The 26,390-nt window shown below is 68.7% G+C and carries 31 protein-coding genes and 1 pseudogene; 16 read left to right on the forward strand and 16 right to left on the reverse strand.

Translation table 11 applies throughout. The features are described from left to right. Positions 1-125 precede the first annotated feature (125 nt). Entirely contained in the window at positions 126-1,673 is a 1,548-nt protein-coding gene (locus ABZ463_RS25705; RefSeq protein WP_362779735.1) for a hypothetical protein, read from the reverse strand. A gap of 139 nt (positions 1,674-1,812) precedes the next feature. Beyond that, the gene (locus ABZ463_RS25710; RefSeq protein ID WP_362779737.1) at positions 1,813-2,157 is read right to left on the reverse strand and encodes a hypothetical protein; all 345 of its coding nucleotides are present in this window, start codon (positions 2,155-2,157) and stop codon (positions 1,813-1,815) included. Positions 2,158-2,498: 341 nt separating this feature from the next. Between ABZ463_RS25710 and ABZ463_RS25715 the strand changes: the two genes are divergently transcribed. The 4 genes from ABZ463_RS25715 (at position 2,499) to ABZ463_RS25730 (ending at position 4,649) form a co-directional block, all read left to right on the forward strand. Next, a complete protein-coding gene (locus ABZ463_RS25715) occupies positions 2,499-2,849 on the forward strand; it encodes a hypothetical protein (RefSeq protein WP_362779740.1) in 351 nt (116 codons plus the stop codon). Positions 2,850-3,050: 201 nt separating this feature from the next. Next, positions 3,051-3,389 carry a hypothetical protein gene (locus tag ABZ463_RS25720; protein WP_362779742.1) on the forward strand — a complete coding sequence of 113 codons (339 nt, stop codon included), beginning with the start codon at positions 3,051-3,053 and terminating at the stop codon, positions 3,387-3,389. A gap of 123 nt (positions 3,390-3,512) precedes the next feature. Continuing rightward, complete coding sequence (locus tag ABZ463_RS25725) at positions 3,513-3,962, forward strand: hypothetical protein (protein ID WP_362779745.1); 450 nt, start codon at positions 3,513-3,515, stop codon at positions 3,960-3,962. Positions 3,963-4,103: 141 nt separating this feature from the next. Continuing rightward, a complete protein-coding gene (locus ABZ463_RS25730) occupies positions 4,104-4,649 on the forward strand; it encodes a DUF4396 domain-containing protein (RefSeq protein ID WP_352014950.1) in 546 nt (181 codons plus the stop codon). Between the two features lie 71 nt (positions 4,650-4,720). On the opposite strand, the gene ABZ463_RS25735 is transcribed toward ABZ463_RS25730, so the two are convergent. Then, positions 4,721-5,413, reverse strand: coding sequence for a DUF4386 domain-containing protein (locus tag ABZ463_RS25735; protein ID WP_362779748.1), 693 nt, complete (start codon positions 5,411-5,413; stop codon positions 4,721-4,723). A gap of 108 nt (positions 5,414-5,521) precedes the next feature. After that, positions 5,522-5,896 (reverse strand): nitroreductase family deazaflavin-dependent oxidoreductase, encoded by a 375-nt coding sequence (locus ABZ463_RS25740; RefSeq protein WP_362779751.1) that lies wholly within the window; start codon positions 5,894-5,896, stop codon positions 5,522-5,524. A 153-nt stretch (positions 5,897-6,049) separates the two neighbouring features. Between ABZ463_RS25740 and ABZ463_RS25745 the strand changes: the two genes are divergently transcribed. Then, positions 6,050-6,712, forward strand: a complete 663-nt coding sequence (locus ABZ463_RS25745) for a TetR/AcrR family transcriptional regulator (protein ID WP_362779754.1) — start codon at positions 6,050-6,052, stop codon at positions 6,710-6,712. Positions 6,713-6,956: 244 nt separating this feature from the next. Here the strand turns inward: ABZ463_RS25745 and ABZ463_RS25750 are convergent, their stop codons facing one another. After that, positions 6,957-7,811 (reverse strand): hypothetical protein, encoded by an 855-nt coding sequence (locus ABZ463_RS25750; RefSeq protein ID WP_362779756.1) that lies wholly within the window; start codon positions 7,809-7,811, stop codon positions 6,957-6,959. 177 nt (positions 7,812-7,988) lie between these two features. Next, positions 7,989-9,287 carry an MFS transporter gene (locus ABZ463_RS25755; protein ID WP_362779758.1) on the reverse strand — a complete coding sequence of 433 codons (1,299 nt, stop codon included), beginning with the start codon at positions 9,285-9,287 and terminating at the stop codon, positions 7,989-7,991. Positions 9,288-9,476: 189 nt separating this feature from the next. On the opposite strand from ABZ463_RS25755, the gene ABZ463_RS25760 reads away from it, so the two are divergent. From ABZ463_RS25760 to ABZ463_RS25775, 4 genes are all read left to right on the forward strand, one after another. Then, positions 9,477-9,758, forward strand: a complete 282-nt coding sequence (locus ABZ463_RS25760) for a hypothetical protein (protein ID WP_362779760.1) — start codon at positions 9,477-9,479, stop codon at positions 9,756-9,758. A gap of 180 nt (positions 9,759-9,938) precedes the next feature. Beyond that, a complete protein-coding gene (locus ABZ463_RS25765; RefSeq protein WP_362779762.1) occupies positions 9,939-10,304 on the forward strand; it encodes a DUF2809 domain-containing protein in 366 nt (121 codons plus the stop codon). 252 nt (positions 10,305-10,556) lie between these two features. Beyond that, positions 10,557-10,730: a hypothetical protein gene (locus ABZ463_RS25770; RefSeq protein ID WP_362779764.1), complete on the forward strand. Its 174-nt coding sequence runs from the start codon at positions 10,557-10,559 to the stop codon at positions 10,728-10,730. Beyond that, positions 10,709-10,927, forward strand: a complete 219-nt coding sequence (locus ABZ463_RS25775) for an STAS domain-containing protein (RefSeq protein ID WP_362779766.1) — start codon at positions 10,709-10,711, stop codon at positions 10,925-10,927. Before ABZ463_RS25770 ends, ABZ463_RS25775 begins: the two co-directional genes overlap by 22 nt. A 121-nt stretch (positions 10,928-11,048) precedes the next feature. On the opposite strand, the gene ABZ463_RS25780 is transcribed toward ABZ463_RS25775, so the two are convergent. Next, positions 11,049-11,402 (reverse strand): helix-turn-helix domain-containing protein, encoded by a 354-nt coding sequence (locus tag ABZ463_RS25780; protein WP_352014938.1) that lies wholly within the window; start codon positions 11,400-11,402, stop codon positions 11,049-11,051. A gap of 202 nt (positions 11,403-11,604) precedes the next feature. On the opposite strand from ABZ463_RS25780, the gene ABZ463_RS25785 reads away from it, so the two are divergent. Then, the gene (locus ABZ463_RS25785) at positions 11,605-11,994 is read left to right on the forward strand and encodes an STAS domain-containing protein (protein WP_352014937.1); all 390 of its coding nucleotides are present in this window, start codon (positions 11,605-11,607) and stop codon (positions 11,992-11,994) included. Positions 11,995-12,244: 250 nt separating this feature from the next. Here ABZ463_RS25785 and ABZ463_RS25790 read toward each other — a convergent pair whose 3' ends face one another. Beyond that, complete coding sequence (locus tag ABZ463_RS25790; protein ID WP_362779770.1) at positions 12,245-13,594, reverse strand: carotenoid oxygenase family protein; 1,350 nt, start codon at positions 13,592-13,594, stop codon at positions 12,245-12,247. A gap of 579 nt (positions 13,595-14,173) precedes the next feature. On the opposite strand from ABZ463_RS25790, the gene ABZ463_RS25795 reads away from it, so the two are divergent. The 3 genes from ABZ463_RS25795 to arsB all read left to right on the forward strand — a co-directional run bounded on the left by ABZ463_RS25795 (position 14,174) and on the right by arsB (position 16,429). Further along, on the forward strand, positions 14,174-14,860 hold the full coding sequence (locus ABZ463_RS25795; protein ID WP_362779772.1) for an arsenate reductase ArsC: 687 nt from the start codon (positions 14,174-14,176) through the stop codon (positions 14,858-14,860). A 76-nt stretch (positions 14,861-14,936) separates the two neighbouring features. Continuing rightward, the gene (locus tag ABZ463_RS25800) at positions 14,937-15,278 is read left to right on the forward strand and encodes a metalloregulator ArsR/SmtB family transcription factor (RefSeq protein ID WP_352014934.1); all 342 of its coding nucleotides are present in this window, start codon (positions 14,937-14,939) and stop codon (positions 15,276-15,278) included. Between the two features lie 89 nt (positions 15,279-15,367). Continuing rightward, positions 15,368-16,429 (forward strand): ACR3 family arsenite efflux transporter, encoded by a 1,062-nt coding sequence (arsB, locus tag ABZ463_RS25805; protein ID WP_362779774.1) that lies wholly within the window; start codon positions 15,368-15,370, stop codon positions 16,427-16,429. A 293-nt stretch (positions 16,430-16,722) separates the two neighbouring features. Here the strand turns inward: arsB and ABZ463_RS25810 are convergent, their stop codons facing one another. Genes ABZ463_RS25810 through ABZ463_RS25825 form a run of 4 tightly spaced genes read right to left on the reverse strand, consistent with a single transcriptional unit; the run spans position 16,723 to position 19,940 of the window. Further along, positions 16,723-17,943 (reverse strand): MFS transporter, encoded by a 1,221-nt coding sequence (locus ABZ463_RS25810; RefSeq protein ID WP_362779777.1) that lies wholly within the window; start codon positions 17,941-17,943, stop codon positions 16,723-16,725. Between the two features lie 8 nt (positions 17,944-17,951). Then, on the reverse strand, positions 17,952-18,794 hold the full coding sequence (locus tag ABZ463_RS25815) for an alpha/beta hydrolase (RefSeq protein WP_362779779.1): 843 nt from the start codon (positions 18,792-18,794) through the stop codon (positions 17,952-17,954). Continuing rightward, positions 18,791-19,594, reverse strand: coding sequence for an alpha/beta hydrolase (locus tag ABZ463_RS25820; RefSeq protein WP_352014930.1), 804 nt, complete (start codon positions 19,592-19,594; stop codon positions 18,791-18,793). The genes ABZ463_RS25815 and ABZ463_RS25820 overlap by 4 nt, the downstream gene beginning before the upstream one ends. 25 nt (positions 19,595-19,619) lie before the next feature. Continuing rightward, the gene (locus tag ABZ463_RS25825; RefSeq protein ID WP_362779781.1) at positions 19,620-19,940 is read right to left on the reverse strand and encodes a hypothetical protein; all 321 of its coding nucleotides are present in this window, start codon (positions 19,938-19,940) and stop codon (positions 19,620-19,622) included. A 351-nt stretch (positions 19,941-20,291) separates the two neighbouring features. Here ABZ463_RS25825 and ABZ463_RS25830 point away from each other — a divergent pair. Beyond that, a pseudogene (locus tag ABZ463_RS25830) lies at positions 20,292-20,393 on the forward strand (MBL fold metallo-hydrolase); the annotation flags it as partial. 210 nt (positions 20,394-20,603) lie between these two features. Here ABZ463_RS25830 and ABZ463_RS25835 read toward each other — a convergent pair. Genes ABZ463_RS25835 through ABZ463_RS25850 form a run of 4 tightly spaced genes read right to left on the reverse strand, consistent with a single transcriptional unit; the run spans position 20,604 to position 24,182 of the window. Beyond that, on the reverse strand, positions 20,604-21,824 hold the full coding sequence (locus tag ABZ463_RS25835) for an ABC transporter permease (protein WP_362779783.1): 1,221 nt from the start codon (positions 21,822-21,824) through the stop codon (positions 20,604-20,606). Beyond that, positions 21,824-22,531 carry an ABC transporter ATP-binding protein gene (locus tag ABZ463_RS25840; RefSeq protein WP_362779785.1) on the reverse strand — a complete coding sequence of 236 codons (708 nt, stop codon included), beginning with the start codon at positions 22,529-22,531 and terminating at the stop codon, positions 21,824-21,826. The genes ABZ463_RS25835 and ABZ463_RS25840 overlap by 1 nt, the downstream gene beginning before the upstream one ends. Beyond that, positions 22,528-23,655, reverse strand: coding sequence for a peptidoglycan-binding protein (locus tag ABZ463_RS25845; RefSeq protein ID WP_362779787.1), 1,128 nt, complete (start codon positions 23,653-23,655; stop codon positions 22,528-22,530). Before ABZ463_RS25845 ends, ABZ463_RS25840 begins: the two co-directional genes overlap by 4 nt. Next, positions 23,655-24,182, reverse strand: coding sequence for a hypothetical protein (locus ABZ463_RS25850; RefSeq protein ID WP_362779789.1), 528 nt, complete (start codon positions 24,180-24,182; stop codon positions 23,655-23,657). Before ABZ463_RS25850 ends, ABZ463_RS25845 begins: the two co-directional genes overlap by 1 nt. Positions 24,183-24,388: 206 nt before the next feature. On the opposite strand from ABZ463_RS25850, the gene ABZ463_RS25855 reads away from it, so the two are divergent. After that, complete coding sequence (locus tag ABZ463_RS25855; RefSeq protein ID WP_352016593.1) at positions 24,389-25,045, forward strand: response regulator transcription factor; 657 nt, start codon at positions 24,389-24,391, stop codon at positions 25,043-25,045. Beyond that, the gene (locus ABZ463_RS25860; RefSeq protein WP_362779791.1) at positions 25,042-26,361 is read left to right on the forward strand and encodes a HAMP domain-containing sensor histidine kinase; all 1,320 of its coding nucleotides are present in this window, start codon (positions 25,042-25,044) and stop codon (positions 26,359-26,361) included. Before ABZ463_RS25855 ends, ABZ463_RS25860 begins: the two co-directional genes overlap by 4 nt. Positions 26,362-26,390: the final 29 nt, after the last annotated feature.

The following is a 26,390-nucleotide window of genomic DNA, read 5'->3' on the forward strand; positions in this document are numbered from 1 at the left end:
GGCTCAATGGGCGGGAGGACGCCGACCAGAGACCTCTTCTCCGATGCCGTTCGGCGGATCACCTGAGGAGGACCGTTCCTGGTGGGCTGCTCGCTGGGCGCGCTCACATCGCGAGGGCACGTGCTCTAGGAGGCGGTCACGACTCCCTTGACGCATTTGTATGACTTGAAGGAGTCGGTGCTGTTTTCGAGTTTGCTGATGACTCTGGCCAGGCAGTCTCCCAGGACACGCTGGCCTGTGGCGTTGGGGTGCCCGGACTCCTGCTTCAGGTTCTCGTCCTCGCCGCTGTTCTTCGCTTCGTTGATGAAGCGGACCCATTCCCACTTGGCCCGGGCCGCCGGGCTGTTGAACGAGTTCGGGAGGCCGGTCGTGGTGCCGTCGTAGGTGGCCGTATTCTTGCTCACATAGGTTTGGTTGCTGCACGCTTCGTGGTCGTCGAACGCCTGTCGCAGGTTCATGAAGGCGCCTTTCCTTCCCTGAGGCCAGAAACCCGACTCCCCCGTCCAGCTGTCCAGCTTTTCGTTCAGCTCCTTGTTGATGCTTTCGAGGGTGGCGAAGTCCGCGTCATGGAACGGGCATCCGTATCTCTTGTCTCTCTCACCGTCGACTCCGGGCCGGACCTGTGCGGCCGCGGGGGGAAACGGCCTTGGGTAACCCTGGACTATGATCCTGGCGAAGTTTCCGTAATTGGCTTTCTGGTTGAGGGTTGTGTCTATCCTCTTGACGATGTCTTTCAGGTTCGTCTTGAGGGTGGCGAACTTCTCCTGGGTGATCTTTTGCGCCTTGTACTGCTGGCAGGTCGTGGGGTACAGCGTGGGGGCGAAATAGTGCCTGACACACTGTTCGACGATGCCCGTCACGTCCAGATCGTTTCCTCCGATCGACAGGACGACGTACTTGACGATGTTCGTGTTCTCGCTGACCTCGCTTTCGAGATCCTGTATCTGTGTCAGCTGCTCTCCCTTGAAGAGGTTCCTCATGTCCGAGGTGGTCGCCCCTGAGCAGGCGATGTTCTTGATGGTGGGGGTGGCGGAGTCGTTGAAGGGGTTCCTCATGGCCGTGTTCTTCAGCCACTGGATCTCCGCCGTGTCGGACCTGTGACACCCCGGTTTTTCGACCCCGTTGAGTTTGTACGTCCACGTGTTTCCGTAGACGGCGTTCGCGTTCGTCCTGTAGGCGCGGTCGACGATCTCCAGGTCCGCCGCGGCAGGCGCGGTTCCTCTGTAGTTGTTCGCCCCGTAGGGGTTCGCGATCCAGCGGCCTCCCTCTCCTGAGATGTAGGAGTCGCCCATGCTTATCACGTGGGAGCGGACATAGAACTTGACCGACTTCACGCTGCGCTCGGTGTAGTTCGCCCTGGAGTGGGGATAGACTTTTTCCACGCTCGTTCCGCCGCAGTTGCTCTCGACGTAGATGCCCAGAACGAAATTCGTTGCGTTCTGGGCGGATTTCGAGGTGAAAGGCGGTGAGACTTCGATGCAGTTCTTCTCTTCCGTCTGCAGGATCAGGTGGCTGTTCCCCTGAAGGTCGAAATTCGACCACAGCTTCGCGTCGAAGGTCTCGGTGCCTGGTGGGTCGTTTCTTTCTCGGTCCTGTCCGCTGGCGCCGGCCGGTGAGATCAGCGGCAGCGTCAGCAGAGCCAGGAGCCCGAGAAGCCCAATGGCCTTTTTCATCTTTCGCCTTTCAGGAGTGGTGCCCCCGCCGGATTCACGGCTCGGCGGCGCACGTCGGGGTAGGGGGAGAAGGCGGGGTGTGAGGCTCAGGTCCGTGGCACGGAGACGCCTGGCGTAAGCGATCCCTGGAGAGAGCGGGTCAGTGCCTGGAGAAGAGGACCGACGCCACCCGGTGGGTGTGGTTGAAGTTCGGAGAACTCGACGCAGGCACGGTCTGTACGGGGTTACCGGTGCAGTTGTCGTTGATGTACAGGTAGGCGTCCAACTCCGCTGACGGGTTGCGGGCGGAGAGGCTGTTCGAGATCTCGCTCACCTGCACGCACCGTCCGCTGTCGGGGATCGGGATGAGAACGGAGTCGCCGAGTTGGTTGTAGTCGCTGTAGAGGTACAGATTCGTCTCGTCAGCGGCGGCCGCGGGCAGGGTGGCGCCGGCGAACGTGGCGGCGGCCAGTGCCAGCACGGCCAGGGGGAGGGTGCTTCTCATGGCGGGGGTCCTTTGGTCGGTCCATCACTCAATCACTAAAAGTAGTTAGCGATTTACGCAGAGTAAGGCCAGGTTTGTGTTTCCGGCCGACCTGGGGACGTAGCCCGGCGGCTACTGCCGACGGGACTGGGACCGGGCCATGGCGGGCGGGGTGCTACTGGGCCGGGCTCGGTGGTGGGGCGGGGTGGTGCGGCCTTCCCGTGCCGGTCGGGGGCAATCGTCGCCCATGAGTGACGTTGGCGGGCCGGAGGGGAACCTCTTCATGCTCTTACTTTGGGTGATTGATTTGGCACTTACTGTAATCGTCACCGTGTGAACACCCGAGGATAAGGACCTTGGCCATGAGAAGGACCCACCCCCTGGCTGTGCTGGCGCTGGCCGCCGCCGCACTCACCGGCATCGCCACCACGCCCGCGACCGCCGACGCCACCGCCGCCGTGCACCTAGATCTGTTCAGCGAGCACAATCAGACCGGCGACTCCCAGTCCGTCGACATCCCCGCCACCGAAGGGTGCACACGGGTGGACCCGTCGTTCAAGGCCTACTCGGCCTACAACCACTCCGGTCGGTTCAACGCCGCCCTCTACACCACCGACGACTGCAACGGCGAGCCCGTAGAAGTCGTAGGAAAGTTCAAGAAGCCCAACTTTCCCAGGCGGCATGACGTGGCGTCGATCAGCTTCGTGGAGTGATCGGCTGGGCCTCAGCGCATGACCGCGGCCGGCAGCGAAGGCGGGAACCCGTACGTGGCGCAGCCTCCGGAAGACTCGACTCCGGAGGCTGCCTCCTGCTGGGTGGCCGACCCCATCCCGCCGCCGCCCCCTCGCAGGCACCGTCACCGGACTTCCGCGTGAGACGTTCGCTGAACGGCACCTTCAAAACAGGGAAGCTCTGTGAACAAGCTCTGTTTCCTGGCCTCGCTGGCACTGACGGTTCCCTTGCTGTCCGGCACCGGGTCCGCAGCCGCCGCCGGTGCCGAGCTGAGGCTGTACACCGACCGCAGCCAAGCCGGCGACTCCGTCCCCGTCCCCGTCCCGACCGAGGAACGGTGCGTGCTGGTGCCGAACGTTTTCGGCAGCCTGTCGGCCCGCAACACCTCCGCCAGGTTCATCGCCGGGCTGTACCTGAGTGAAGACTGCGAGGGCGACGCGATAGAGATCGTGTACCCCACTCACTCACTGGACTTCCTGAGGCGCCACAGGATCGCATCGATCAAGTTCGTGCCGGACTGATCCAGGCCCCGCGCGTACCGGTTGAACCGCTCCCGGTCGGTACCGCACTTCAAGAGCGGTGGCCACGCCGCTCTGTCTCTTAGGCCACACATTCACCGCACAGCCTCCTGAAGGGCTATTCCCATGCGCTCCTCCACATCGCTCAGGCTCGCCGCCCTGGCCGCCGCAGTGGCCGGCCTGCTCGCTCTCGCCACCCCTCCGGCCGCCATGGCGGCCTCCTCGTCTCCTGGTCGTGCCGCCGCCGTCGACATCTGCGGCCACCGGATTGAAAACTGGATTCCAGGGAACTTCGCCTCCTACCACGGCACGCTCTACTACCCGGACGGTTCCCGGCACTATGCCAAGGTCAGCTTCATCGGCGATCGGGCGACGCTGCAGATCGACGGCCGTGAGGAAGCTCTGGAGCACTACACCTTCGACTCCGCGGCCCCCGCGTTCACCTGGAGCGGCCCCGCCGGTTCTCGGCGCACTGTCGGCCTGCCCGAGTGCAGGAACACGCGCGTGGTGTTCGCCCGCCTGGCCGTACAGGTCGGTAGCGGCACCGCATATGGCGAACTGGTCCCCACCGTGTAACCGCCCCGCTTCGTGCCACAACCGGGCCAGGCGACCGCCTGGCCCGGTGAACGCGTATGTCTGAGAGTCTTGCTTGTCATATACCCCTGGGGGGTATAAATTCTGTAGCGGCAGAGGAAGTACGAAAGACCTGGAGTTCCCATGGCCGAGCAGCACCACGACCACAGTCGGCACGGCATGTCCGGGCAGGCGGGGCACGAGCACGCGGGCCACCACGACCACGACCAGCACGCGCACGCCGGCCACGGCAAGGTCACCTGGCGGATGGCGGCCTCGGCGACCCTGCACTGCCTGACCGGATGCGCCATCGGTGAGGTGCTCGGGCTGGTGATCGCCACCGCGTTGGGCTGGCACACGCTCCCGTCCATCGTGCTGGCCGTCGTGCTGGCCTTCTTCTTCGGCTACCTGCTCACCCTCATCCCGCTTCGCCGGGCCGGGGTGGGTTGGAAGGAGGCGATCACCCTGGCTCTGGCGGCCGACACGGTGTCGATCATCGTGATGGAGATCGTGGACAACGGCGTGATGCTCGTCATCCCCGGTGCCATGGACGCCGGGCTCACCACGGGGCTGTTCTGGGGCGCGCTGGCGGTCGCCCTGCTGGTGGCGTTCCTGGTGACCACACCGATCAACAAGTGGATCATCGGCAAGGGACGGGGGCACGCGGTCGTCCACGCCTACCACCACTGACGGGCCCGCCTGCGGTCACGACCGCCGCAGGCCCGCCACGCCCGTCGCGACAGGGTGGGACGGCCCGTGCGTCAGCCGTACCGGTGGACCGTGGTCGGCGCGTTCGTGGCGAAACCCCTCGTCATCAACCACACGGCGAGGACGAGGCTCTGCAGGCCCAGCGGCGCGTTCATGGTCAGGTAGAGCGGTGTGGCCACGTCGGTCAGGCGAAGCAGTACCAGGAAGCTCGCCGACATGGCCGCTCCGATTCCCAGGAATCCCCATCCGGACAGCCACCGGGGGACGGATCTCGACCGCCACAGAACGCGGAACAGCAGGAGATCTCCGAGGCTCAACGCGATGATCAACGCGACATGGTTGACCAGGTCGCGTGCCGTCCGCAGCAACTCGCCCAAGACCTCAAGGTGGGACGTGTCCGAAGCGCCGGCTTCGGCGAACTCATGGCCCAGGACGAGGAACAGGGGCAAGGTGATCACGCCGATGAAGTGGAACGTCGCCGCGATCAGCCTGAACCCGAGGAAACCCAGGCTGAGCGCCTCGTTCTCCGCCCGCAACGCCGGATAGACGCACAACGCGAACCCGACGTAGGCGGGGATCATGATGGACTGGGCGATCGCGCCGACGATGACCTGGCTCTCGTGTGCGGAAACGAGAGCGAGACGGCGTGGCTCATCAAGGGCGGGAACGATGCTCAGCACACCGGCGATCATGCTGACGACGACCAATGTGCCCGCGATCGCGGCTGCCCGCCTGTTCGTATGCATGATGGTTGTCCTGTGATCCCGATGGTGACGGAGTGGTCGGTGCCGGATCGGCGGGGTTCGGGCTCTCTGAGGGCGCAAGACTGACGCGCAGGTCGAGGACCGCCGGGATCAGCCTGTGAGCAGGTCCATGCGGAGGAACTCGGTGATGCGGAGCGGCTTCGGTGGGCGTGCCACCTCATCGGGGAGGGCCTGGAACGCCTCGTCCTTCCCGACGAGGCGTGGGGCGGTGAGTTCCACCTCTCTCCCGTCGACCCGGAGCCGCGCGTTTCCGGCGGCCAGGACGTTCCGCACCCAGTCGGAGCGCGATCCGTACACCAGAACGAACAGGTAACCGCCGTTGACGGGATGCGCGTCCATCGGCGTGCGGTACGTGGCACCGGAAACGCGGCCGACGTGAATCAGCACCGGCCATCTACCGCCGGTTATCGCGCGGGGGTTGAACACCTTCTTGTTCACGTGTCCCCACCACCTCGGCATCGGCATGGAGATCTCCTTCTCTCGCCCCGGCGGGCGCGTCACAGGTCCGAACCCTGGCCGACGCGAACCCGAAGAGCCTTACGGCGGTAAGGCTGCTTACGGGTGTAAGGTTGGCTTACGCTCGTAAGGCTGTCAACCCGTCCGGACTCCGGAGCCGTCGTGCCACCATCGCAACCGCTCAACAGAGGCCTCGTGCTGGAAGCCGCGATCCGGGTCGCGGATCGCGGCGGCGTGGAGGCGATCACGATGCGCCGGGTGGCGCAGGAGCTGGGCGTGGAGGCGATGTCGCTCTACCACCACGTGCCGAACAAAGACGCGATCCTCGACGGCGTGGTCGACATGGTGTTCGCGGCGATCGAGCTACCCGGCGCCGAAGGCGACGACTGGCGTGAGGCGATCCGTACGCGTTCCTTCTCCGCACGGGTGATCCTGTCCCGGCACAGCTGGGCTCTCGGCCTCATGGACTCCCGGCGCGATCCGGGACCGGCGACACTGCGTCACCACGACGCCGTCCTGGGCGTCCTGCGTGAGGCGGGGTTCACGTTGCCGATGGCCGCGCACGCCGTCTCGCTCATCGACAGCTACGTCTCCGGATTCGTCCTGCAGGAGGCGAACCTGCCGGTGAGGACGCCGGACGATGTCGAGGAGGTGGCGGGCGGCATCCTCCGGCATCTGCCTGCGGAGGAGTTGCCGTATCTCACCGAGATGATCCGTGACCACGCCCTGCAGCCGGGCTACGACTACACCAGTGAGTTCGGCTACGGCCTGGACCTGATCCTGGACGCGCTCGAAGCTCGCCGCGGGGGTCCGCGCTCTCGGTGAGCGTTTCGCTCGCTACCGGCGTGACGGTGCGGTCGGCGCCGCGCACGCGACGGAGACGACGGCAGGCCCGGCGCGTCGGTGGGCGGCGCCGGCGGACGGACCGTCGTCGCGACCGGTTCTCCGGCGGCGACGGGCGCGGTCTCGGCTGCTCGGGCGTCGGTGGGGGACCCGCAACGGAACCGGAAGGCGCGCTCGGCCGGTTCCCTCGCAGGTCTGCTGATCGATTGAGGCCAAGATGGCGCGGTCAGCAGGAGATGGTCACCGGATCGGAGACCGCCACGTTGTAGCCGCTGTTGCCGCTCCCCGAGACCGGTCCCAGGTTCATGACCCTCCCGCTGACGCACTTCGCGACGACGGTCTGCGTGATGATCCGGCTCGACCCTTCGATGTCGGCGCAGTCGCGCACGGACTCCGCGAGCAGCTCGCGGTAGGCGGTGACGAACTCCTCGTCGGAGAGCGACGCCTGCCCGTCGAAGTCGGGCAGCTTCCAGTAGTCATGCCGTGTGGTGGATCCCGACGTCAGGTCAATGGTGACGATCGCCCCCGCGGGCACCATCTCGACACCTCTGAACCAGGACGTCGCAGGCTCCTGGGACAGGTACGGCGCGACGGTCAGGGTCTGTTCGCCGAGCGCGACGTCCCAGTTGACGGCTCTCGGGCACTCGGGGTGTTGGAAGAACGCCTTGATCTCGGAGTCGAAGACCACCTGGTCGCCCACCCGCGCGTAGTAGAGGGGTTTGATGCCGAATCTGTCTCGCGCCAGCACGAGAGTCCGGCGCTTGCGGTCCCACAGCGCGATGGCGAACACACCCGCGACGTGATCCAGAAAGTGGCGTCCCTCCCGGGCGTAAAGGTGGGCCAGGACCTCGCAGTCGGATCTGGTCCGCAGCGCCACGTCGGGGATCCGGGATTTCTCCAGGTCGCGATGGTTGTACACCTCGCCGTTCGCGATCAGGACGACGGAACCGTCGTCGCTGAGGAACGGTTGCGCTCCGTTGTCCGGATCCACCAGGGCCAGGCGGCGGAAGGCCGGACCGACCGGCCCGTCCACCATGGTCTTCTCACCGTCGGGTCCCCGATGACCGACGGCGTGGGTCATGCCGAGAACGGCGCAGCGCTCGACCTTCGTGGTCGTCGCATGGTCCTGGAAAGGGTGACCCCGAACGGTTGCGCCCGGGGGGCCTGTGAATTCCGCACCGGCGGGCCAATTGGTTCCCCGGCCGGGTGAGTGAGGCGAGGTGAAGAATGACGCTCCTTCCGCGGCGACGCGTCGGAGTCAGTTCGGAGAGGCCGGCTTCCCTTCGTGGAGTTCGTCGAGATCTGTGTCCGGTGAACTGCTTTTTGTGGACGCCCTGCGGGCGAAGGGGTAGAAGCCGCTCCCGGCCAGGAAGAAGACAAGGGCGAAGACCAGCCATCCGCCCAGGTGGAAGGGCAGAATGACAGAGGTCACCGCGAGGGGACCGAGCAGCCCGCCCGCCGCGATTCCGCTGTTGAAGACGCCCTGGTAAGAACCCGGGGTCGAAGGGTCCGCGAGGTCATAACTCAGACTCCAGCCTCCCGCGGAGGACAGGATTTCGCCCAGCGTCAGTGTCGCCGTGCCGACCAGCACCAGCGCGGTGGCCATCAGCGGGCCGAAGAACGCCGCGGAACCGAGCGCGGCGCAGGAGACGGCGAAGGCCACCGCGGAACGAAAACAGGCGGTGGCGGCCCGGCGCGGATCGTCCAAACCTCGACTGAGGCGTACCTGGAGAAGAATGACCATAACGGTGTTGAGAATCAGACAACCCGAGATGATGACGGCAGGCGCGCTCGTGTTCGTCGTCACCCACAGGGGCAGACCGACTTCCAGGATGGCTATGTGCAGCGCGAGTATCGCGCTGAGTAACGTCATCCCGAGGAACGGCGTGTTTCTGAACGGGTTGGCGCCGGTGCGCCGGACACCCGTCGACGCCGGCTCGCGGTGGCCGGTGATCCGGCGGTGCCCGATCCTACGGATCAGCACGGCGGTGACGAGGAAGGTCACCGCGTTGACGATCACGATGAGGCGGTAGGCCGTCGGGGTGTCGGCCACCAGCGCGATGGCCGCCAGCGCGGCTCCCAAACCCGTCCCGGCATTGCCGACGGCGCGCACGTAGGCACGGCCACGCAGGCGTTCCTCCGGCGGAAAGGCCTCGAAGACGAGAGCGTTGCGCACCGAGATCGCGCCTCGGTCCAGGAAGGTCACGACGGCGACGGCCACGAGGAATGCGGGAAAGGTGTCCGCGAGCAGGTAGGCGAGCACACCGACGCTCTCCAGCACGAGCAGGGCGGTGAGGACCCGGACCAGGCCGAATCGATCGGCGAAGACTCCCATGGGGTAGCCGACGGCGATGCCGCAGAGGCCGCCGAGGGTGAGTCCGATACCGAGCTGCTGCGGAGAGATTCCCTGGACACGGGTGAAAAAAAGGACGCTGGTCGTGACAAAAAGGCCGTTGCCGACCGTATTTATGAAGGTGGCGGTTGAAAGCAGGACCAGGGGCCGGGATCTGAGATGCGCAAGGTTTCCTCGTGAGGTCTGACCTTTGCGTATACGCATGCCCAAACATGCTCCTTCCCCGTGCCCGCCCCCGATACACCGCAAAATTTGACAACATGATGCTTCTGTTGTCAATCATTGGCCGATGTCAATGTGCTGCCTTGTTGAAAGCGAATTGCGGATTTGGTTCCCGTCCTGCCCTGCAGGTGCAGGTGGCTGGCCGCAGCGGACGGTTGCCTCGACGACGCCTTGGGCCAACTCGCCACCGGCGATGTCACCGGCGCCGTGCTGTCGGCACGCCAGGCACTCGGCCATGCCGTCGACGCGCTACTGGAGAGCCGTGGTGTCTACGGTTCCCAGCTGCCGAAGTGGCGGGCCCGGCGGCTGGCCGAGGCCCGCCTGCCGGACCTGCCGTTCGAGCGGTACCGGGCGCTGGAGACCATGGCGAGCTTCGACCAGGCACGGCCGGAAGCCTGGGTGGAGGAGGTCGTGGTTCTGTGCCGGGCACTGTCGCTCAGGGCCGAGATCTGAGCGCCGTGTCCCATTCATGGATCCGGGCGTGGCCGTCCCTTGGGATCAGCGGTACCGGAGGCCCTGTCCACCTCCCACCGCGCGGTCGCCGACCTGACGCGATCGGCGTGCCGCCATAGGGGACGAACTCTATGATCAGGTTCGTCCTGATCGTTGAGATTCGGAGAAGATGTCAGCCTCATGCGCCGCGCCATGGTTCTGCTGGGCGGCGTCGCTCTCGCCGTCGGCGCGTTCGTCCTTCTCTACCGGGGCCCGGGGCAGCCGTTCGTCCGCGGCTACGTGAGCGACGTCAGCGCCACCATGCTGGTCTACGCGTTCCTGGGGCTGCTGTGGCGCACCACCGCCGCACGCCGCGCCCTGACCACGGCCGCGATCGCCGCCGCCGTCGAGTTCTACCAGGTAGTCGGCATGACCCTGCCGGGCGTCGGCGGTGTCCTGGTCGGCGCGTTCCCCGACCCATGGGACCTGGTCGCCTATGCCATCGGTGTGGTCGCGGCCCTGGCCTGGGAACGTGGATCGGTCCGACCCGGTGACCGGACCGGTTGACGCTCAGGCACCCCCCACCGGCATTTCGGCACGTCACCCGCGAGGTCGGCCGCCACAAGCCCAGGACTTCCGTAGCCACGGTCAGGGGCCGAGCAGGTTCCGTCCGATGAGCCCGGTCACGTTGCAGGGACCGCCATCAGGGGCGACGACACGACTTTTGACGACGCCCTGAGGCGGACAGCAGGCATTGTCGCCCGAGGACGGGGTATCGCACACGGCTCACCGGCCAGGGCGACGAGAGGAAAGAACGAGGTGAGCTCCTCCAGGCAGGACCTGCGGGTTCAGGTGGTCCATCACGGGCACTGCAGCGTGCTGCGGGTCGGCGGCCACCTGGACTTCATCACCGCCCCCACGCTCGCCGGCCACGTCAAGGCGGCCTGGGAGCAGAGCTCGGGACCACGCTGGTGCTGGAGCTGTCCCGGCTGACCTTCTACGACTCCACCGCGGTAGGCCTTCTGGCCTGGACACGTCAGCGTGTCGAGGACACCGCCACCGGCCGGTTGCTGCTGGTGGGCATTCCCCACGGCCTGCGGCACCTGCTGGACCAGACCGGCCTGCTGCCGCGCTTCGAGCTGCGCGACAGCGTCGGTCAGGCCGTCGCCGAGTTGCTCGTCTCGGAGTGAGAGTCTCGGAGTGAGAGACGACTCCGGGTGTTCGGCGCCGGGCGTGCGCCGGTCTCACAAGAGATCGGCGCTGCGGGGTCGCGGAGTTGAGGTCGAGGACGACGGCCGACGTGCGCCGGTCTCATGAGGAGATCGGCGCGGGGGCCCTGTGGGAGTCGGCCTGCTTCGGCAGATTCGGGGCGTCGAAGGCGGCGAACAGCTCGACCAGGGCGCGGACCGGGGCGTGGGCCTCGGTGGGGTGACGGAAGCCGCGTTCGAGGTTGAGGTGGTAGCGGTTGCGCCGGCCGACGCGCTCGATGGTGAGATATCCGGCCTGGTGCAGGTCGGCCACGATTCCCTGGACCGCGCGCTCGGTGATCCCGATGCTCTGGGCGATGTCACGCAGCCGGCTTTCCGGGTGGCGTGCGATCTCCAGCAGCACGCGTGCGTGGTGGGTGAGGAAGGTCCAGGAGGAACGATCGGCAGGCCTGTCCATGGCAACCATTGTGCTTTCTGATCTCGGGGTGTGTCCGTCTCCCCGTGAGGGGATCTTCCGCCAGCGGACACCGAATGGTCTTTCCGGAAATATACTTCGGCATTATGGTGGGAGTCAGGTAGTTCTCCCGCGTTGTCTGGACGCTGGATCGATGTTGGAGCACGCCATGCCCGCCTCTCATTCCGGATGCCGTCCTGGTCTGATGACCACGAGCACATACCTGCTCGACGCCACATTGCTGTGCGTCGTCGGCGAGGTGGACGCGACCACCTCCGCCCAGTTGGAGGCGGCCCTGGTCCAGGCCCGGCGGCGGGGCAAGCCGGTGATCGTGGATATGAGCGGGGTGGGCTTCCTGGACAGCGGCGGCCTGACGGTACTGCTGGCCGCCCACATGGCCGCCGAGCGGGAGGGCAGCAGCCTCCACCTGGCCGAACTCCAGCCGATTCCGCTGCGCCTGCTGACGATCACCGGCGTCCTGTCCCTCCTGCACGTGCACACCGGCCTCCAGCACGCCGTCGCCACCGTCTCCGCGACGGTTCCGAAGGCCACGGCCCAGGCGCGACCGTCGGCCAGGGCCGTACCCCCCGCCTGAACGGGCGGTGTTCCGCGACTTTTGCACCACTTTGCGTGTAAATATGCAAAGTGGTCACCTTCTGGAGGTGATCTGTAACGCGACGTGGCCTTGGCCGGCGCCGGTCCTCTCGGCATGCCCGGCATCGAAAACGCCTGGCACGCCACCCCGGCTCTACATCGGAATCAGCTGACCACATGCTGCTGTCGGTGGGATCGGCAGGACCGTCTGCCAGGACGGGGACGAGCATCCGGTCTGCGCTCCTCGATGCTCAGACCGGGATCCAGTTTCCGTGGAAGCCCGCGGGGACGCGCACCGGGACGTGTACCTCGGCGAGCGGGGCCGCGGCCAGGTCGGCGGCGTCCAGGATGGCCAGGTAGCTCGTACCGGCGCCACGGTCGTGAGCGAACGTCATCAGGAAGCCCTCGTTCTCACCGGTCCCGGCCCGGGGCACGAAGACGGCCTCGCCGCAGGTGTGGCCTGGAGGGAGGCGGTGCACCGCCCGTTCGCCGCCGCAGGTGAGGTCGTAGGCGTAGATCTCCGACCGCTCAGGCTCGGGGCCCAGGGAGAAGCTCGTCGTGTAGCCGTAACGGTGGGGCAGTCCGAGCATCGAGTCGGCCACACGGGGGTATTCGCTGGGCGCGTCGTCGAGCGCCTCCTCGGTGACCGTGCCCGACCTCAGGTCCAGCGTCCAGCGGTACACGATCGGGAGCCCGCCCTCCAGGTCGTCGGCGCCGCCGTGCCACAGCGTGGGGACGCGGGTGCCGGTGACGGTGATCGTGTCGCCCCGCGGGTCCTCGAAGGCGTTCATGGTGTGCCACACGTAGCACGGGACGACGTCGAACCAGCGTACGGGCGCGTCGTCGCCGGCCGTACGCGCCAGCACGCCGAACCGGGCGCGGTGCGCGTCGTCCCAGCGCCACGGCGGCCCGCCCGCAGCCGCCTGGGCGGGGTCGAAGACGACCGGCAGGTCCATGAAGATCACGTGGTTGCGGGTGATGGCGAAGTCGTGCGTCATTGTCGCCCGCGGCACGTCCACGACCCGCCTCTGCACCACTTCGCCGGCGGCCGTGGCGCGGTAGTAGGTCAGGTACGGCGGGCGCAGCTGGTAGCCGAAGAACAGCAGCTCACCGGTGATCGGGCAGGTCTTCGGGTGCGCGGTCATCGGGGTCCGCAGGGCCCCGTCGAAGGTGTACGCCCCGATCGTTGCGAGGTCCGGCGTCACCTCGTACGGGAAGCCGCCCTCCTCCAGGGCGAACAGCCGGCCCGCGTGCGTGATCAGGTGGGTGTTGGCGGTGGTGACGCGGTAGTCGATCCGGCCGGTCTCCTGGTCGAAGGCGAGGGCGAAGCGGGACCGGCCGGGGTTCCCGTAGAGCGGCGTGCGCACGTACCGGTTGCGGTACCAGCGCGCCCTGCCGCCCTCCAGCGCGATGGTGTGGATCATGCCGTCGCCCGCGAAGGAGTGCGGCGACCAGCCGGTGCGCGGGTTGGGCCCGTTGCGGAAGAACTGCCCGCCCAGCTCGGCCGGGATCTCGCCGACGACCTTGGACGGTTCCAGGGTCACCTCCTCGGCGACGGGGGCGTTGTTGCCCGCGAGATGCAGCGGCACCGTTTCGGACATGCGGGAACTCCTGTCGGCATGGGGTGGGGACGCCGACAACCGTGCACGAGAAAATGCGTGGACAACAGTCTTGTTCTTCCCGCCCGCCTCAGCCGCCCGACAGAGCCCCAGGTGAGAGCCGCCTCAGAAAACCCTGGTGGAGCCGCTGCGAGAACATGGGAGGCCCTCAGACGGGGCGAGGATCGACGGCGGCCGGTTTCACCCTCGGCCCCGCGGACGGTGTGGCCGCCGAGGATTTCGCAGATTCCCGGCCAAGCCGCGTTGCGGATCGCACCTGGAGGTGACCTGCCCCTGCCCGGCCTGGAGGGCGGCCGTCGTTCGCCCGCCCGCAAGCCCCGGCGCTTCGCCGTACGGGGCCGGAGTGCTGCGGGCGGGAGCTTCTCCCGAAGGCCCTGGGCGGAGGGGGAGGGCGACAGGCAGGGAGCTCGGCCAGGTGCGGGCTGCCCGCGTCGGGGAGCGCGAGGTGAGTCAGGGCTGTTCACGCGCCGCTCGCCCCGATTAGAATCGACGAGCATCGATATCGACAGAAGTCGAATTCGACAGCCGTCGATTCCATGAGGGCATTCAGGGAGCGTTGCCGTGACCGGTACCTACAAGCGCGACGATCTGACCATCGACCAGCACCTGGCCCTGACCACCGCGGCCTGCCGGCTGAGCGAGGAGTTCACCGGCCTCTTCGGCGCCGAGACGATCGAGCGGTTCCTGCACACCGGCTACGACCGGTTCGCCGGCAAGGCCGCGGCGGCCAACTTCCTGCCGCTGCTGGCCGAGCGCTTCGCCCGTCAGCGCCTGTACGCCCTGGCCCGCATCGAGGGCCGCTCCGACGGGCGGCCGATCGTGCTGTTCCTGTGCGTGCACAACGCCGGTCGCAGCCAGATGGCACTGGGCTTCTTCGAGCACCTGGCCGGTGGGCGCGCCGTGGCCTGGTCGGGCGGCTCGGAGTTCGCCTCCGAGATCAACCCCACCGCGATCGCCGTCATGGCCGAGGTCGGCATCGACATCTCCAAGGGGTTCCCCAAGCCGTGGACCGAGGAGATCGTCCAGGCCGCCGACGTCGTGGTCACCATGGGCTGCGGGGACGCCTGCCCGATCTTCCCCGGCAAGCGTTATGAGGACTGGAAGGTCGACGACCCGATGGGCAAGGGGCCGGAGTGGGTGCGCCCCATCCGGGACGAGATCGAGCGCCGGGTGCGCGTCCTGCTGGCCGATCTCGGCGTGCCGGCATCCGACTCGGCGCCGCCCTCCGCGCCTGGTCCGCACCGCTGACCCGGCCGCTCACACCGCTTATGTATAGACAGGTGTCAATATAGATAAACGGCCGGGGTGGTCGAAAGGGGAGACGATGGAGCCGCTGGAACTGTTGGAGTGCGGTTCGCCGCTGACGCGCGAGCCGTTGAACGCCGATCAGGCGGCCGCCGTGGCCCGGGTGTTCAAGGCACTGGGAGATCCGGTGCGGCTGCGGATCCTGTCGATCGTGGCCAGCCACGCCGGTGGCGAGGCGTGTGTGTGCGACATCACCGGCGCCTTCGACGTCTCCCAGCCCACCATCAGTCACCACCTGAAAGTCCTCAAAGAAGTCGGCCTGCTGGTCTCGGAGCGGCGCGCCTCGTGGGTGTACTACCGCCTGGTGCCCGAGACGTTGGCCGAGCTGTCCGGCCTGATCACCGTCCCCGCTCCCGCCTGACCGGCTTCGAAGGAACCCTCATGCCCACCTCGCCCTCGTCGTCATCGTCTGCCGGTGTATCGGATTCCGCCACGGCGAAGCGGGCGGGGGTGATCGGCGCCCTGTCGACGCTGGACCGGTTCCTGCCGGTGTGGATCGGGGTCGCGATGGCGGCAGGGCTGCTGCTCGGCCGGGCCGTACCCGGCCTGAACGCCGCTCTGGAGGCGGTCAAGGTCGCCGGGATCTCGTTGCCGATCGCCCTGGGACTGCTGCTGATGATGTACCCGGTGCTGGCCAAGGTCCGCTACGACCGGCTCGGCGCCGTCACCGGCGACCGCCGCCTGCTCCTGTCCTCCCTGCTGCTGAACTGGGTCGTCGGCCCGGCGCTGATGTTCGCCCTGGCCTGGACCCTGCTGCCCGACCTGCCCGCCTACCGCACCGGGCTGATCATCGTCGGGCTGGCCCGCTGCATCGCCATGGTGCTCATCTGGAACGACCTGGCCTGCGGCGACCGGGAGGCCGCCGCCGTCCTGGTCGCGATCAACTCCCTCTTCCAGGTGGTCGCGTTCGCCGCCCTGGGCTGGTTCTACCTGCAGATCCTGCCCGCCTGGCTGGGCCTCGGTGGAGGGACCGCGCTGCAGATCTCCGCCTGGGACATCGCGCAAAGCGTGTTGATCTTCCTGGGCGTCCCGCTGGCCGCCGGATACGTCTCCCGCAAGCTCGGCGAGCGCTCGAAGGGCCGCCAGTGGTACGAGGAGCGGTTCCTGCCCAAGATCGGACCCGTCGCCCTGTACGGCCTGCTGTTCACCATCGTCGTCCTGTTCGCCCTCCAAGGGCACACCATCGGTGAACGGCCCGGCGACGTGGCCCGGATCGCACTGCCGCTGCTGGTCTACTTCGCCGTGATGTGGGGCGGTTCGTTCCTCTTCGGGCGGGCGATCGGCCTGCCGTACGACCGCACCGCGACGTTGGCGTTCACCGCGGCGGGCAACAACTTCGAGCTGGCCATCGCGGTGGCCATCGGGGTGTTCGGCGTCACCTCCGGTCAGGCCCTGGCCGGGGTGGTCGGTCCGCTCATCGAGGTGCCCGTCCTGGTGGCGCTGGTCTATGTGAGCCTGGCCGGCCGCCGCCTGTTCGGCGCCCCGCCCCTGGAAGGTACGGCTCACCGCTGAGGAGCCCGCCGCCTGGATGGCGAACGCCACCCTGACCTGACCGAACTGACGCCTTCCTGGGGCCGAGCAGAGGAGGTCGACACGGTGACGAACGCCCTTGGCGACATGTCCCGGATCCGCCGGGTCTCCTGGAACACCGGACGGCAGCCCCCTGAGCCTCAGCAGGACGGGATCAGGAACCGGAAGGCGGGGCGGCGGCCATCGAAGTCACGGCGCCTTCGGCGAAGCCGGTTCGAGCGCGGCGGCTCCGCGCCCACCGGCAGGAGGAGCAGCCGGTGCGGACAGGGCCAAGGTCAGGCGTCGGAGGCGGTGGGGAGCGGGGGATTCCGCCGTCGGGTGCGTCGGGTTTCACCGTTGAGCATGGCCAGGAACGCGCAACCGATGCTGAGCACGCCGAGCGCCGACCAGGCCAGCGGGTAGCCCGCCGTGGGGGCGAGCTCGCCGAACAGGTACGGCAGGGCGAACCCGCCCACCGCCGAGATCGTCAGCATCAGCCCGAAGGCGGTGCCGATGTTCTCCTGCGACAGCCCCGGCCGGTCACCGGGGATGGTCTGCCACACGGCCAGCGCGAAGTTGAACATGAAGCCGAGACCCATGGCGGGCACCCAGAACCAGCCGGGTCCGCTCAGCGGCACGAGCAGGACGAACACCCCTTCGGCCACGGCCGCCGCGACGAAGACGTTACGTCGGCTGGACAGCCGGTCACTGATCCAGCCGCCCGCCACACTGCCGGGCACACCGGCGATCCCGATGAGGAAGGCGGCCAGGGCCACCTCGCCGGCGCCGACGTGCCTCTGGTCGAGCCCGTAGCCGGCGATCAGCTGGGAGCCGGCGATGAAAGCGCCGTAGGCACCGAGGAAGGCGGCGCCGTACAGCCAGATGCCACGGTTCATGAGGCCCTCGCGCAGGGCGGCACGGGTCAGCCGAATGCCACGCAGGTGGTCGCCGTCGGCGGGGACCCGGAAGGCGGCGGCGGTCACCACGCCGACGACGACGCACAGGGCACCCCCGGCGACCAGCGCCGTGCGCCAGCCGAACGCGTCGGTGAGGTCGCGCCAGGTGTACAGACCCGCGGCGGAACCGACGCTGAAGCAGGCGGAGGTGACGCCCAGGGCCAGCGCGTGGTGCCGATTCCGGAACCAGACGCTGACGGCCGCGACACCCACGGCCGCGAACACCGAGGCGCCGACACCGCACAGCACGCGGAAGACGAGCAGGGTGGCGAAGTCGTTCGCGGTGGCGGAGAGGATGACGGCGGCGCCCTCGACGGTGAGGCCGAGGGCGAGTACCCAGCGCATGCCCATGCGCGTCGCCGGCACCCCACCCGGGATGTGGAAGACGCCGTAGCCGATGACGAACACGGAGATCAGTAAGGCGACCTGGGGGATGTCCAACTGGAAGGTCTCGCTGATCTGGCCGAATCCGGCGGCGATGTTGAACCAGTTGGTCGTCATCGCGACGAATCCGGCGGAGACGATCGCCAGCATCCACCATTTGCGGGACGGGCGGTCCATGCAGCCTCCTAAAGGGGGGTGAAGAGGCCGAGCAGGGCACGACTGAGCGCGGAGTCCTGCCGGGTGAGTTCCAGCACGATGTCGTAGTGGTTGACCTCCGGCACGACCAGCAGCTCGGAGCCGGTGCCCCAGGCCTGGTGGAACCGGATGTTCTGGTCGACGAAGCCGGAGCCGTCGTGCTCGGCGACGGCGAAGACCGCGGGCGGGCGCCGGACCGGAAGGCGCAGCGCGGGGCTGAGCGCGGCGGCCCGAGCGTCGTCGAGCCCGAGCCACTCGTTGGCGAAGCTGTGGACCAGCGGCCTGATGTCGAACAGCCCGCTGATCGGCAGGGCCGCCTTGACCACGTCCCGGGGCAGGCCGAGCGGCTCCTGCCAGTCGTCGAGCATGAGCATCCCGGTCAGGTGCCCACCGGCCGAACTGCCGCCGACGACGATGCGGTCGGGGTCGAGCCCGTGGCGTGCGCCTTCGCGGTGGACGAAGGCCACGGCCGCGCGGACCTGGCGGACGATCTCCTCCAGCGTCGCCCGTGGCGCGAGCGTGTAGTCGACCACGACGGTGGCGATGCCCTGCTCGTCCAGCATGCGCGCCATGAAGGCGGAGTCGGCGCGGGACAGGGCCCGCCAGTAGCCGCCGTGCACGAAGACGAAGACGGGCCGGGGCCGGTCGCCGACGCCCCAGACGTCCAGCCGTTCGCCGCTGACGTGGTCGTAGACGAGGCCCGGGTGACCGCGCAGCCCGTCCACCGCCGACTCCGACCACGCCCGGTAGAGCCGCATGTTCTCGTCGAAGACCGGCACGGGCACGGTCGCCCGCACGTTGTAGGCGCGGTCGGTGTCCTGCCCGAGACTCACCGGCCGACCGAGGCGGCGAACTTCTCGACGAGTCCGGCGAGTACGGCGGGCGACTCCAGCGTCGGGAAGTGCGTCTGCCCAGGGATGCGGTGCGGCCGGAACCACGGGTTGGCCGAGGCGAACTCCCGCTGGACGGCCTCGTAGTCCGGCAGGCTCGGCTGCGAGAACAGGTGCGCGATCGGCCGCTGTACCTTCAACGCCGCCATCCTGCGCAGCGGGGAACCCCAGGTCGCGTAGGCGTTCTCGATGACCCGGCAGGAACGGGCCCACATGTCGAAGTCGAAGGAGGCCATCTCGTCGTCGAGGTGGCGGGCGACCGCCGGATGCGCGGTGCCGCCGAGCCAGAAGTCGAACAGCCGCTGCCGACCGGCGAGCCAGAGTTCGGGGTCCTGGATGTCGCGCAGGTCCTGGACGAACTCCGGCCAGGCCTCCACCATGATCCAGTCGATGACGACGGAACCGGGCACCCGCTCGGGGCTCAGCCGGTCCGTGATCTCCATGTTGGCCCAGCCACCGTGCGAGGTGGAGACCGGCACGAACCGGTCGACGCCGAGGGCGTCCATCAGCTTGATCACGTCGGCGGCCTGTTCGGCGGGCCCGAAGTCGGCCTCGACCGAGCGGACGGCGCCGTGCCCGCGCCAGTCGGCGCGGATCACCCGATGGTTTTCGGCCAGCAGGGGGAGCACGTGGTCGAACAACCGGTGGTCCTGGCACCACCCGCTGACGAGCACCAGCGTTGGACCGGTGGTCCCGGTGACGTCGTAGTCGATCGGGTTGCCGTCGAGGACCAGGGTTTCCATTGATCTTCCTTCCGCCGGCGTGCGGTCACGCCGGAAAACGGTTCATACCGGTGGGGATGGTGGTCGCGGCGCGCATGCGCATCCTGGCGAGCGAGCGTGAACGGTTCATCACGGCCAGGAGAGCCGCACGCGGGCGGTCGGGCAGGGGGTTGAGGTGGCCGAGCCGATAGGAGAAACGCTGGGTGTGCGCGGCGACCGCCGGGGAACCGGTGACGATCTCCACCCCGGCTCGGACCGCCGCGCCCGCGAGCGCGTCGATCCAGCCGCACTGTGCCAGCGCCGCCGCCGCGGTCAGCCCGCCGAGACCCGCGCCGATGATCTGGGCGTGTCGTGCTGCGCTGGACACCGCTTACCTTTCTCCCGTTCTGAGCCGTTCAGGTGATGCTGTCCCCGAAACCCCGTGTCCGGCCAATGCCTAATCACGCCCGAGCTATGTCGGGATTGACCTATGCCGAGACGGTCATAGGTCGGAGCGGAACCGACATTGGTCAGCGCTCGCCCGGCGAGAGACCATCGAAGGACCCCCATACCCCACGGTGGTGTCGCGGGAGTCCGCAGTCGGAACGGGCGTCATCGAACCGCTCTCTGACCTTGGCCCGTGCGGCCGTCGAGCGATGTCAAAGCCGTCGAAGAGAGGGAGGCGCGCCATCGTCCCCGTATATGCCGAGGAGACGCGGCGCACGACGCCGGAGCCATCCTGGAGGCGGTCGTGTGCGCGCACGCCCACAACGACCACATCAACGCCGCCGCCCCGCTCGGCGCGCCCATCCGGCTCCACCCCGCCGACGACGTGCTGTGGAGGCGGCACTCCACGGACGGCCCGCCGTACCTGCCGCTGGAGGACGGTGAGCCGATCACGGTCGGTGCCGAAGCCGTCGCCCTCGCCGGCACGACCCCAGCGGCAGACGCCACCGATGACCCCGCCCGTATCAGAACGGCCAGTGGCGGTGACCCGAGCCCGGGCGGCTCGTCGACGCCACCGGCCGTTCGGTGACCGCTCGACCCCCGTCTACGGCGTGGACAGGGCCTCCGTCGGGGACAGGCGGGAGGCGCGGACGGCCGGGTAGAGTCCGGCGACTGCGCCGATGAGGAGGGTCGCGGTGAGGCCGCCGATCGTGGCCCAGGCCGGCACGACCGAGGGCCAGCCGCTGTAGAGCGCGTACCCCGTCGTCACCCCTGTCCCCAGCAGGGTGCCGCCGGTGCCGCCCAGCGCCGACAGCAGCAGGGACTCGACCAGGAACTGCGTCCTGATCTGCCCCCTGGTGGCCCCCAGCGAGCGGCGCAGACCGATCTCGGCGCGGCGTTCCAGCACCGAGATGACCATCGTGTTGGCCACCCCGACCCCGCCCACGAGCAGCGCCACCGCGCCCACCCCCAGGAGAAGGCTGGTGAACGCCTGGCTGGTTGCCTGCTTGGCGGCCAGCGCGTCGGACGGGCGGGAGATGTCCACCTCGTTCGGCGCCTCCGGGTTGGCTGTGCCCGCCAGCACCTGGCGTACGGACTCCAGCTTGGCCTCCTCCGAGCGGGTGTAGAGCGTGGTCGGGTGCCCGTCGAAGCCCAGCCGTTCCTCGGCCACCGGCCAGCCGACGAGAACCCCGCTGTCCAGCTCCGCGGCCAGCGCCACGGGCTTCAGGACGCCGACGACCGTGAAGCGGATGCCGCCGACGACAACCTGGGTGTCCGGCCCCGCCGCGCCGATGCCCAGCCGTTGGGCGGTGGACGAGCCGATCACGGCGGCGGGATAACGTTCGGTGGCCGCGTTCAGCCAGGTGCCGCTGTGCAGGGTCGCGCCCACCGTGTCGAGCAGGTCGAGGCGGGCCGCGTACGTGTTGAGCCCGCCGGTCTGGGCCTGCGGGATGTGCTCCGAGCGGTAGACCTTGGCCTCGGTGATCTTCGCGATGGACGAGGCCGACTCGACGGGCCCGATCCGCTCGATCATCGCCTCCGCGCCCTTCGGCATCTGGGCCGCCTCGCCGGTGATCGTCGAGCCCGCGGAGACGGTGAGCAGGTTCGTGCCCAGCGCGGAGAGCTGACGGTCGAGCTCAGCGCCCGAGGAGGACGAGAGCCCGACCACGCCGACCATGGCCGCGATGCCGATGGCGATGCCCAACGCCGACAGGAACACCCGCAACGGCCGGGTACGCAGGCCGACCGCGCCGACCCGCATCACGTCGCCCGGCCGCATCCGGGCCGGGGCCGGTCTGGGCCGCCGCGTCTCGACGACCGCCATCACGCCACCCCTGGTTCCACGGGCTCGGGCTGCCTGGCGGAGTCGGAGACGATCTGGCCGTCACGCATGCTCACCCGCCGGGGCAGGCCGGCGGCGATCTCACGGTCGTGCGTGATGATCACGATGGTGGTGCCGCCCCCGTTCAGCTCGTGCAGCAGCTCCATCACCCCGGTGCCCGAGACGGAGTCGAGGGCACCGGTGGGCTCGTCGGCCAGGAGCAGCGGCGGATCGCCCGCCACGGCCCTGGCGATGGCCACGCGCTGCCGCTCCCCGCCCGACAGCTCGTGCGGCTCGTGGTCCATGCGGTGCTCCAGCCCCACCCGCCTGAGCGCCGCCGCCGCGCGGTGGCGCCGCTCGGCCCTGCTCAGGCCGGTGTAGACGAGGCCGTCGGCCACGTTGTCCAGCGCGGGGACCCTCGCAGCCAGGTGGAAGGACTGGAAGACAAACCCGATCGTGGTCGCGCGCAGCGCCGACAGATGGTTGTCGGACAGCTTGGAGACGTCGCAGCCGTCGATCTGGACGGTCCCCGAGGAGGGCTGGTCGAGCGTCCCGACGACATTCAGCATGGTCGACTTGCCCGATCCAGAAGGCCCGGAGATGGCGACCAACTCGCCATGCTCGATCCGCAGCGACACCGACTTCAGGGCCGCCACCCCGCCCGAATACGTCTTGGACACGTCCGTCAGCGCGATCATGGGGTACGTCATCTCGGTATCCCCACGATCATGCCCTCGCTCAGCCCGTCCCCGGACACCTCGACCCGACCGCCGGCAAACAACCCCGTCTCAACAGCGATATAGCTGGACTTTCCGCCCTTGATGACCTCCAGGCCGAAACCGCCCTCCCGCAGCGCCACCAGCGCCGCCACCGGCACGGTCAGCACGTCCTTGCGCTGCGACGCCGTGAACGTCACGTCCACCGACGCCCTGTCCAGCCTCCTGGCCGACCTGGCGGCCCCGATCGAGACCAGCGCCTCCACGCGCGTCTCCGGCTCAGCGTTCTGGCCGTCGCCCGGCTCGATGATCGTGGCCACCTCGGTGACCTCGCCCTTCACACTCCTGCCGTCCGGCAGCGTGACCTCGACCATGGCGCCCTCCTTGACCATCGGCTGGTCCTCGGCCGCCAACCGCACCGTGATCACCTTGGATGTGCCCGTGTACGTCAGCACCTGTTGCCCTGGCCGGGCCGGCTGACCCTCCTCCGACTCCAGGCTCTCCACCCGCACCTTGCCGGGGGTGAAGACGACCCGGCCCAGCTCGACCACGCCGGTCTCGTCCAGGCCGCGGTCCTCCTGCCACTCCCTGACGGCCACATAGGTGGCGTAGGTGTACTTCTCGTCCACCGTGAAGCCGTCGTAGCCAAGCTTGCTGAGGTTGCGCTCCAGGTTCTCGACGTCCTTGCCCTTCATGCCGATCTTGAGATCCCGGTAGGCGGGCACATCCCCGTACAGAAGCATGACCGGCTTGTCGTCCAGGCGGTACAGCGACTTGCCACGTGTGATCGTCGCGCCGCTGTCGGGCAGCCAGGTGACCGTGCCGGCCTGACGGGCCATGGCCGAGGTCACGGGACCGTAGCCGAGCTCGCCGTCGGCCTCCCTGGTGTCGTTCAGGGTCTGCCTGGTCACCGTCGTGGTGGCCGGAGGCAGGGCCGCGGCCGACTGCGTGCGACCGGCGCCGCCCTCGAACAGGCCGACGCTGTTGACCGCGACGAACCCGCCGCCCGCCGCCGCTGCGAGCAGCAGTCCGGCCACCAGCCTGCCCCTGCCACGGCGGCGCCGCCTGGGAGGCGTGGCCCCCGGCTCCGTCTTGTCGTCGACGGTGGCCGTCGCCATCAAGAACCTCCCGGGCCGGCGTCAGCCGACTCCTGCTTGCACTTCTCCTCCGCGGCCTTGAAGTCGGGGTCCTCGCCGACCTCCCGGGTGATGCGCATCATGCCGCCCTCGGGGTCGGGATAGGCCTCGACGCCGTTGTCGCGCATGCACTGGGCGAGCCTGCGCAGGTTCTCGGTCGCCTTGGGGTCATTGCGGACCTGCCGGCCGCTGGGGGCGTACCGCCTGCACGCTTCCTGAGCCGCCTCGACTTTCCCCTGTGGCGTGTCCTTGTCGAACTTCATCATCATCTTGCCGCTGGAATCGGGGTCCGGCATGTCGACGCCGTTCTCCCGCATGCACTGAGCGAACTTCAACGCCATCTCCCGCGGATCCGCGCTGGGCGGGGCGCTGTCCGCGGCCCTGTCACCGGCGCCGTCGCTCACCGAGGCCACGTCCGCGCCGCCTCCGTCGCCCGAGCCGCAGCCGGCCAGAAGCAGGGTGAGCGCGAACGGTGCCGTGACCAGCGCGCTGAGGACTCGTCGTCTCATGGGAGCTCTCCTTGTCGAATGAACCGTCGGATGAACTGTTCGAGGGTTGGGGCCGGACACGTTCGGCGTCTCCGCTGCACGGCTCATCTCGTCGTGATCCTCTCTGCGGGAACGTTGAGAGGGATCACATCTACCGGCCGGCGCCTATCGACGGGCGATCGGCGGACCATATGTGGTCCATATGCGAGCGTTGCGATACTGCCCGGATGCGTGTGCTCCTGGTCGAAGACGAGCAGCCCCTCGCCGGATACATCCAGGCGGGGCTGCGCAAGCACGGCTTCACCGTCGACGTGGCCCTGGACGGCCGCAGCGCGCTGGACAAGTGCGAGCTCACTCCGTACGAGGTGGTGGTCCTGGACCGGGACCTGCCCATCGTGCACGGCGACTCCGTCTGCCGTCGGCTCGCCCAGCGAGGCGAGTCGCGGGTGCTGATGCTGACCGCCTCCGACGCCGTGGAGGACCGGGTCGGCGGACTGATGCTGGGAGCGGACGACTATCTCGGCAAGCCGTTCGCCTTCTCCGAGCTGGTCGCCCGGGTTCACGCCCTGGTACGGCGCAGCGCACCGGCCCGTCCGCCGGTGCTGCGCATCGGCGGGGTGAGCCTGGATCCGGCCCGGCGCAGCGCCGAGCGGGACGGCAGGCTGCTGCGCCTGACCCCCAAGGAGTTCGGCGTGCTGGAGCAGCTGCTGGCCGCCGACGGTGACGTGATCAGCGCGGAGACGCTGCTGGAGAGGGTGTGGGACGAGCACGCCGACCCGTTCACCAACGCGGTCCGGATCACCGTCGGCACGCTGCGCCGCAAGCTCGGCGACCCGCCGCTGATCGAGACCGTCATCGGCGCCGGTTACCGGATCGGCCCGTGAGGCTGACCGCCCGGGCCCGGCTCGCCATCTTGCAGACCGCCCTCGTGCTGGCCGCGGGGGCCGCGCTGACCGGACTGACCTACCTGTTGACGAGGCGGCGCCCGGCGTTCTTCACCCGACTGGTCTCGCCCGGGCCCAACCCGCGGGGCGTGTTCCAGCCGGTGCCGCTGTGGCCACAGCCGCAGGACCTGCTCTATCTCGCCGACCAGGTACAGGCCGACACTCTGGCCGCGCTCCTGCCCCAGGCCGGCCTGGCGCTCGTCACGGTGACCGCCCTGGCCGCCGTACTGAGCTGGCTGGTGGCCGGCCGGGTACTGCGACCGATCCGCGTCATCTCCGTCGCCGCCCGGCGGCTGTCGGCCGAGAACCTCACCGAGCGGGTCCCGGTCACCGCCCCGGCCGACGAATTGTCGGCGCTGGCCTGCACGGTCAACGACATGCTGGACCGCATCCAGCGCGGCGTCGCCGAGCGAGACCAGATCCTGGACAGCCAGCGGCTGTTCACCGCCAACGCCGCCCACGAGCTGCGCACCCCGCTGACCACAGCCCGTACCGCCATCGACGTCACCCTGGACGGCCACCCCAGCCGTGACGAGCTGCTCACCATGGCCGGCGACGTCCGCGACGCCGTCACACACATGCAGCGCGTCCTGGACGGGCTGCTTCTCCTGGCACGCAGCCAGGCCGGTCTTACAGCGCGGCAACCAGCCGACCTCGCCGCCATCGCGGACACAGCCCTCGACGCCGCCCAAGCGCGAGCGGCGGTCGCCGACGTCACAATACGGCCCCGGCTCCGGCCGGCACCGGTCACCGGCGAACCAGTCCTGCTGGAACGAATGATCGGCAACCTGATCGATAACGCGATCCGCTACAACCAGGCGGGCGGGCACCTGGCCATCGACACGGACACCGCGGGTGGATGTGCCGTCCTGCGGATCTCCAACACCGGCAGGGAGATCCCGCCCGAGGCGGCGGAGACGCTACTGGAACCGTTCGTGCACGGGCAAGACCCCCGAGTCCGCACCGACGGCCTGGGACTGGGACTGACAATCGTCCGCGCGATCACCCTCGCCCACCGGGGACGCATCGCGATCAGCGCCCGCTCCGGCGGTGGCCTCGACATCACCGTCGACCTCCCGCACGACCCGACGGCCACGGAGATCGGCCGGCACGACGACGCGACGCGGTCGCCGCTCACGCCTGGCGTCCACCACGCGCGCGGCAGAGCCAAGAGCCGTCCTGTCGAACGAGCGCACCGGCACCTGCCGGATGCGGGACGCCCCCGGCGGTGGCCTGGCTCAAGGAGACGACGCTGAGCGCCTCCTGCCGGGTGGTGGGGCATGAC

The sequence above is a fragment of the Streptosporangium sp. NPDC020145 genome (assembly GCF_040631275.1).
Lineage (GTDB): Bacteria > Actinomycetota > Actinomycetes > Streptosporangiales > Streptosporangiaceae > Streptosporangium.

What these genes read in the sequence shown, in the direction of transcription:
- ABZ463_RS25705 (WP_362779735.1), bottom strand. Translation starts at nt 1,673, where the DNA reads ATGAAAAAGGCCATTGGGCTTCTCGGGCTCCTGGCTCTGCTGACGCTG.
- ABZ463_RS25710 (WP_362779737.1), bottom strand. Translation starts at nt 2,157, where the DNA reads ATGAGAAGCACCCTCCCCCTGGCCGTGCTGGCACTGGCCGCCGCCACG.
- ABZ463_RS25715 (WP_362779740.1), top strand. Translation starts at nt 2,499, where the DNA reads ATGAGAAGGACCCACCCCCTGGCTGTGCTGGCGCTGGCCGCCGCCGCA.
- ABZ463_RS25725 (WP_362779745.1), top strand. Translation starts at nt 3,513, where the DNA reads ATGCGCTCCTCCACATCGCTCAGGCTCGCCGCCCTGGCCGCCGCAGTG.
- ABZ463_RS25730 (WP_352014950.1), top strand. Translation starts at nt 4,104, where the DNA reads ATGGCCGAGCAGCACCACGACCACAGTCGGCACGGCATGTCCGGGCAG.
- ABZ463_RS25735 (WP_362779748.1), bottom strand. Translation starts at nt 5,413, where the DNA reads ATGCATACGAACAGGCGGGCAGCCGCGATCGCGGGCACATTGGTCGTC.
- ABZ463_RS25740 (WP_362779751.1), bottom strand. Translation starts at nt 5,896, where the DNA reads ATGCCGATGCCGAGGTGGTGGGGACACGTGAACAAGAAGGTGTTCAAC.
- ABZ463_RS25750 (WP_362779756.1), bottom strand. Translation starts at nt 7,811, where the DNA reads ATGACCCACGCCGTCGGTCATCGGGGACCCGACGGTGAGAAGACCATG.
- ABZ463_RS25755 (WP_362779758.1), bottom strand. Translation starts at nt 9,287, where the DNA reads ATGCGTATACGCAAAGGTCAGACCTCACGAGGAAACCTTGCGCATCTC.
- ABZ463_RS25765 (WP_362779762.1), top strand. Translation starts at nt 9,939, where the DNA reads ATGCGCCGCGCCATGGTTCTGCTGGGCGGCGTCGCTCTCGCCGTCGGC.
- ABZ463_RS25780 (WP_352014938.1), bottom strand. Translation starts at nt 11,402, where the DNA reads ATGGACAGGCCTGCCGATCGTTCCTCCTGGACCTTCCTCACCCACCAC.
- ABZ463_RS25785 (WP_352014937.1), top strand. Translation starts at nt 11,605, where the DNA reads ATGACCACGAGCACATACCTGCTCGACGCCACATTGCTGTGCGTCGTC.
- ABZ463_RS25790 (WP_362779770.1), bottom strand. Translation starts at nt 13,594, where the DNA reads ATGTCCGAAACGGTGCCGCTGCATCTCGCGGGCAACAACGCCCCCGTC.
- ABZ463_RS25800 (WP_352014934.1), top strand. Translation starts at nt 14,937, where the DNA reads ATGGAGCCGCTGGAACTGTTGGAGTGCGGTTCGCCGCTGACGCGCGAG.
- ABZ463_RS25810 (WP_362779777.1), bottom strand. Translation starts at nt 17,943, where the DNA reads ATGGACCGCCCGTCCCGCAAATGGTGGATGCTGGCGATCGTCTCCGCC.
- ABZ463_RS25820 (WP_352014930.1), bottom strand. Translation starts at nt 19,594, where the DNA reads ATGGAAACCCTGGTCCTCGACGGCAACCCGATCGACTACGACGTCACC.
- ABZ463_RS25835 (WP_362779783.1), bottom strand. Translation starts at nt 21,824, where the DNA reads ATGGCGGTCGTCGAGACGCGGCGGCCCAGACCGGCCCCGGCCCGGATG.
- ABZ463_RS25840 (WP_362779785.1), bottom strand. Translation starts at nt 22,531, where the DNA reads ATGACGTACCCCATGATCGCGCTGACGGACGTGTCCAAGACGTATTCG.
- ABZ463_RS25845 (WP_362779787.1), bottom strand. Translation starts at nt 23,655, where the DNA reads ATGGCGACGGCCACCGTCGACGACAAGACGGAGCCGGGGGCCACGCCT.
- ABZ463_RS25850 (WP_362779789.1), bottom strand. Translation starts at nt 24,182, where the DNA reads ATGAGACGACGAGTCCTCAGCGCGCTGGTCACGGCACCGTTCGCGCTC.
- ABZ463_RS25855 (WP_352016593.1), top strand. Translation starts at nt 24,389, where the DNA reads ATGCGTGTGCTCCTGGTCGAAGACGAGCAGCCCCTCGCCGGATACATC.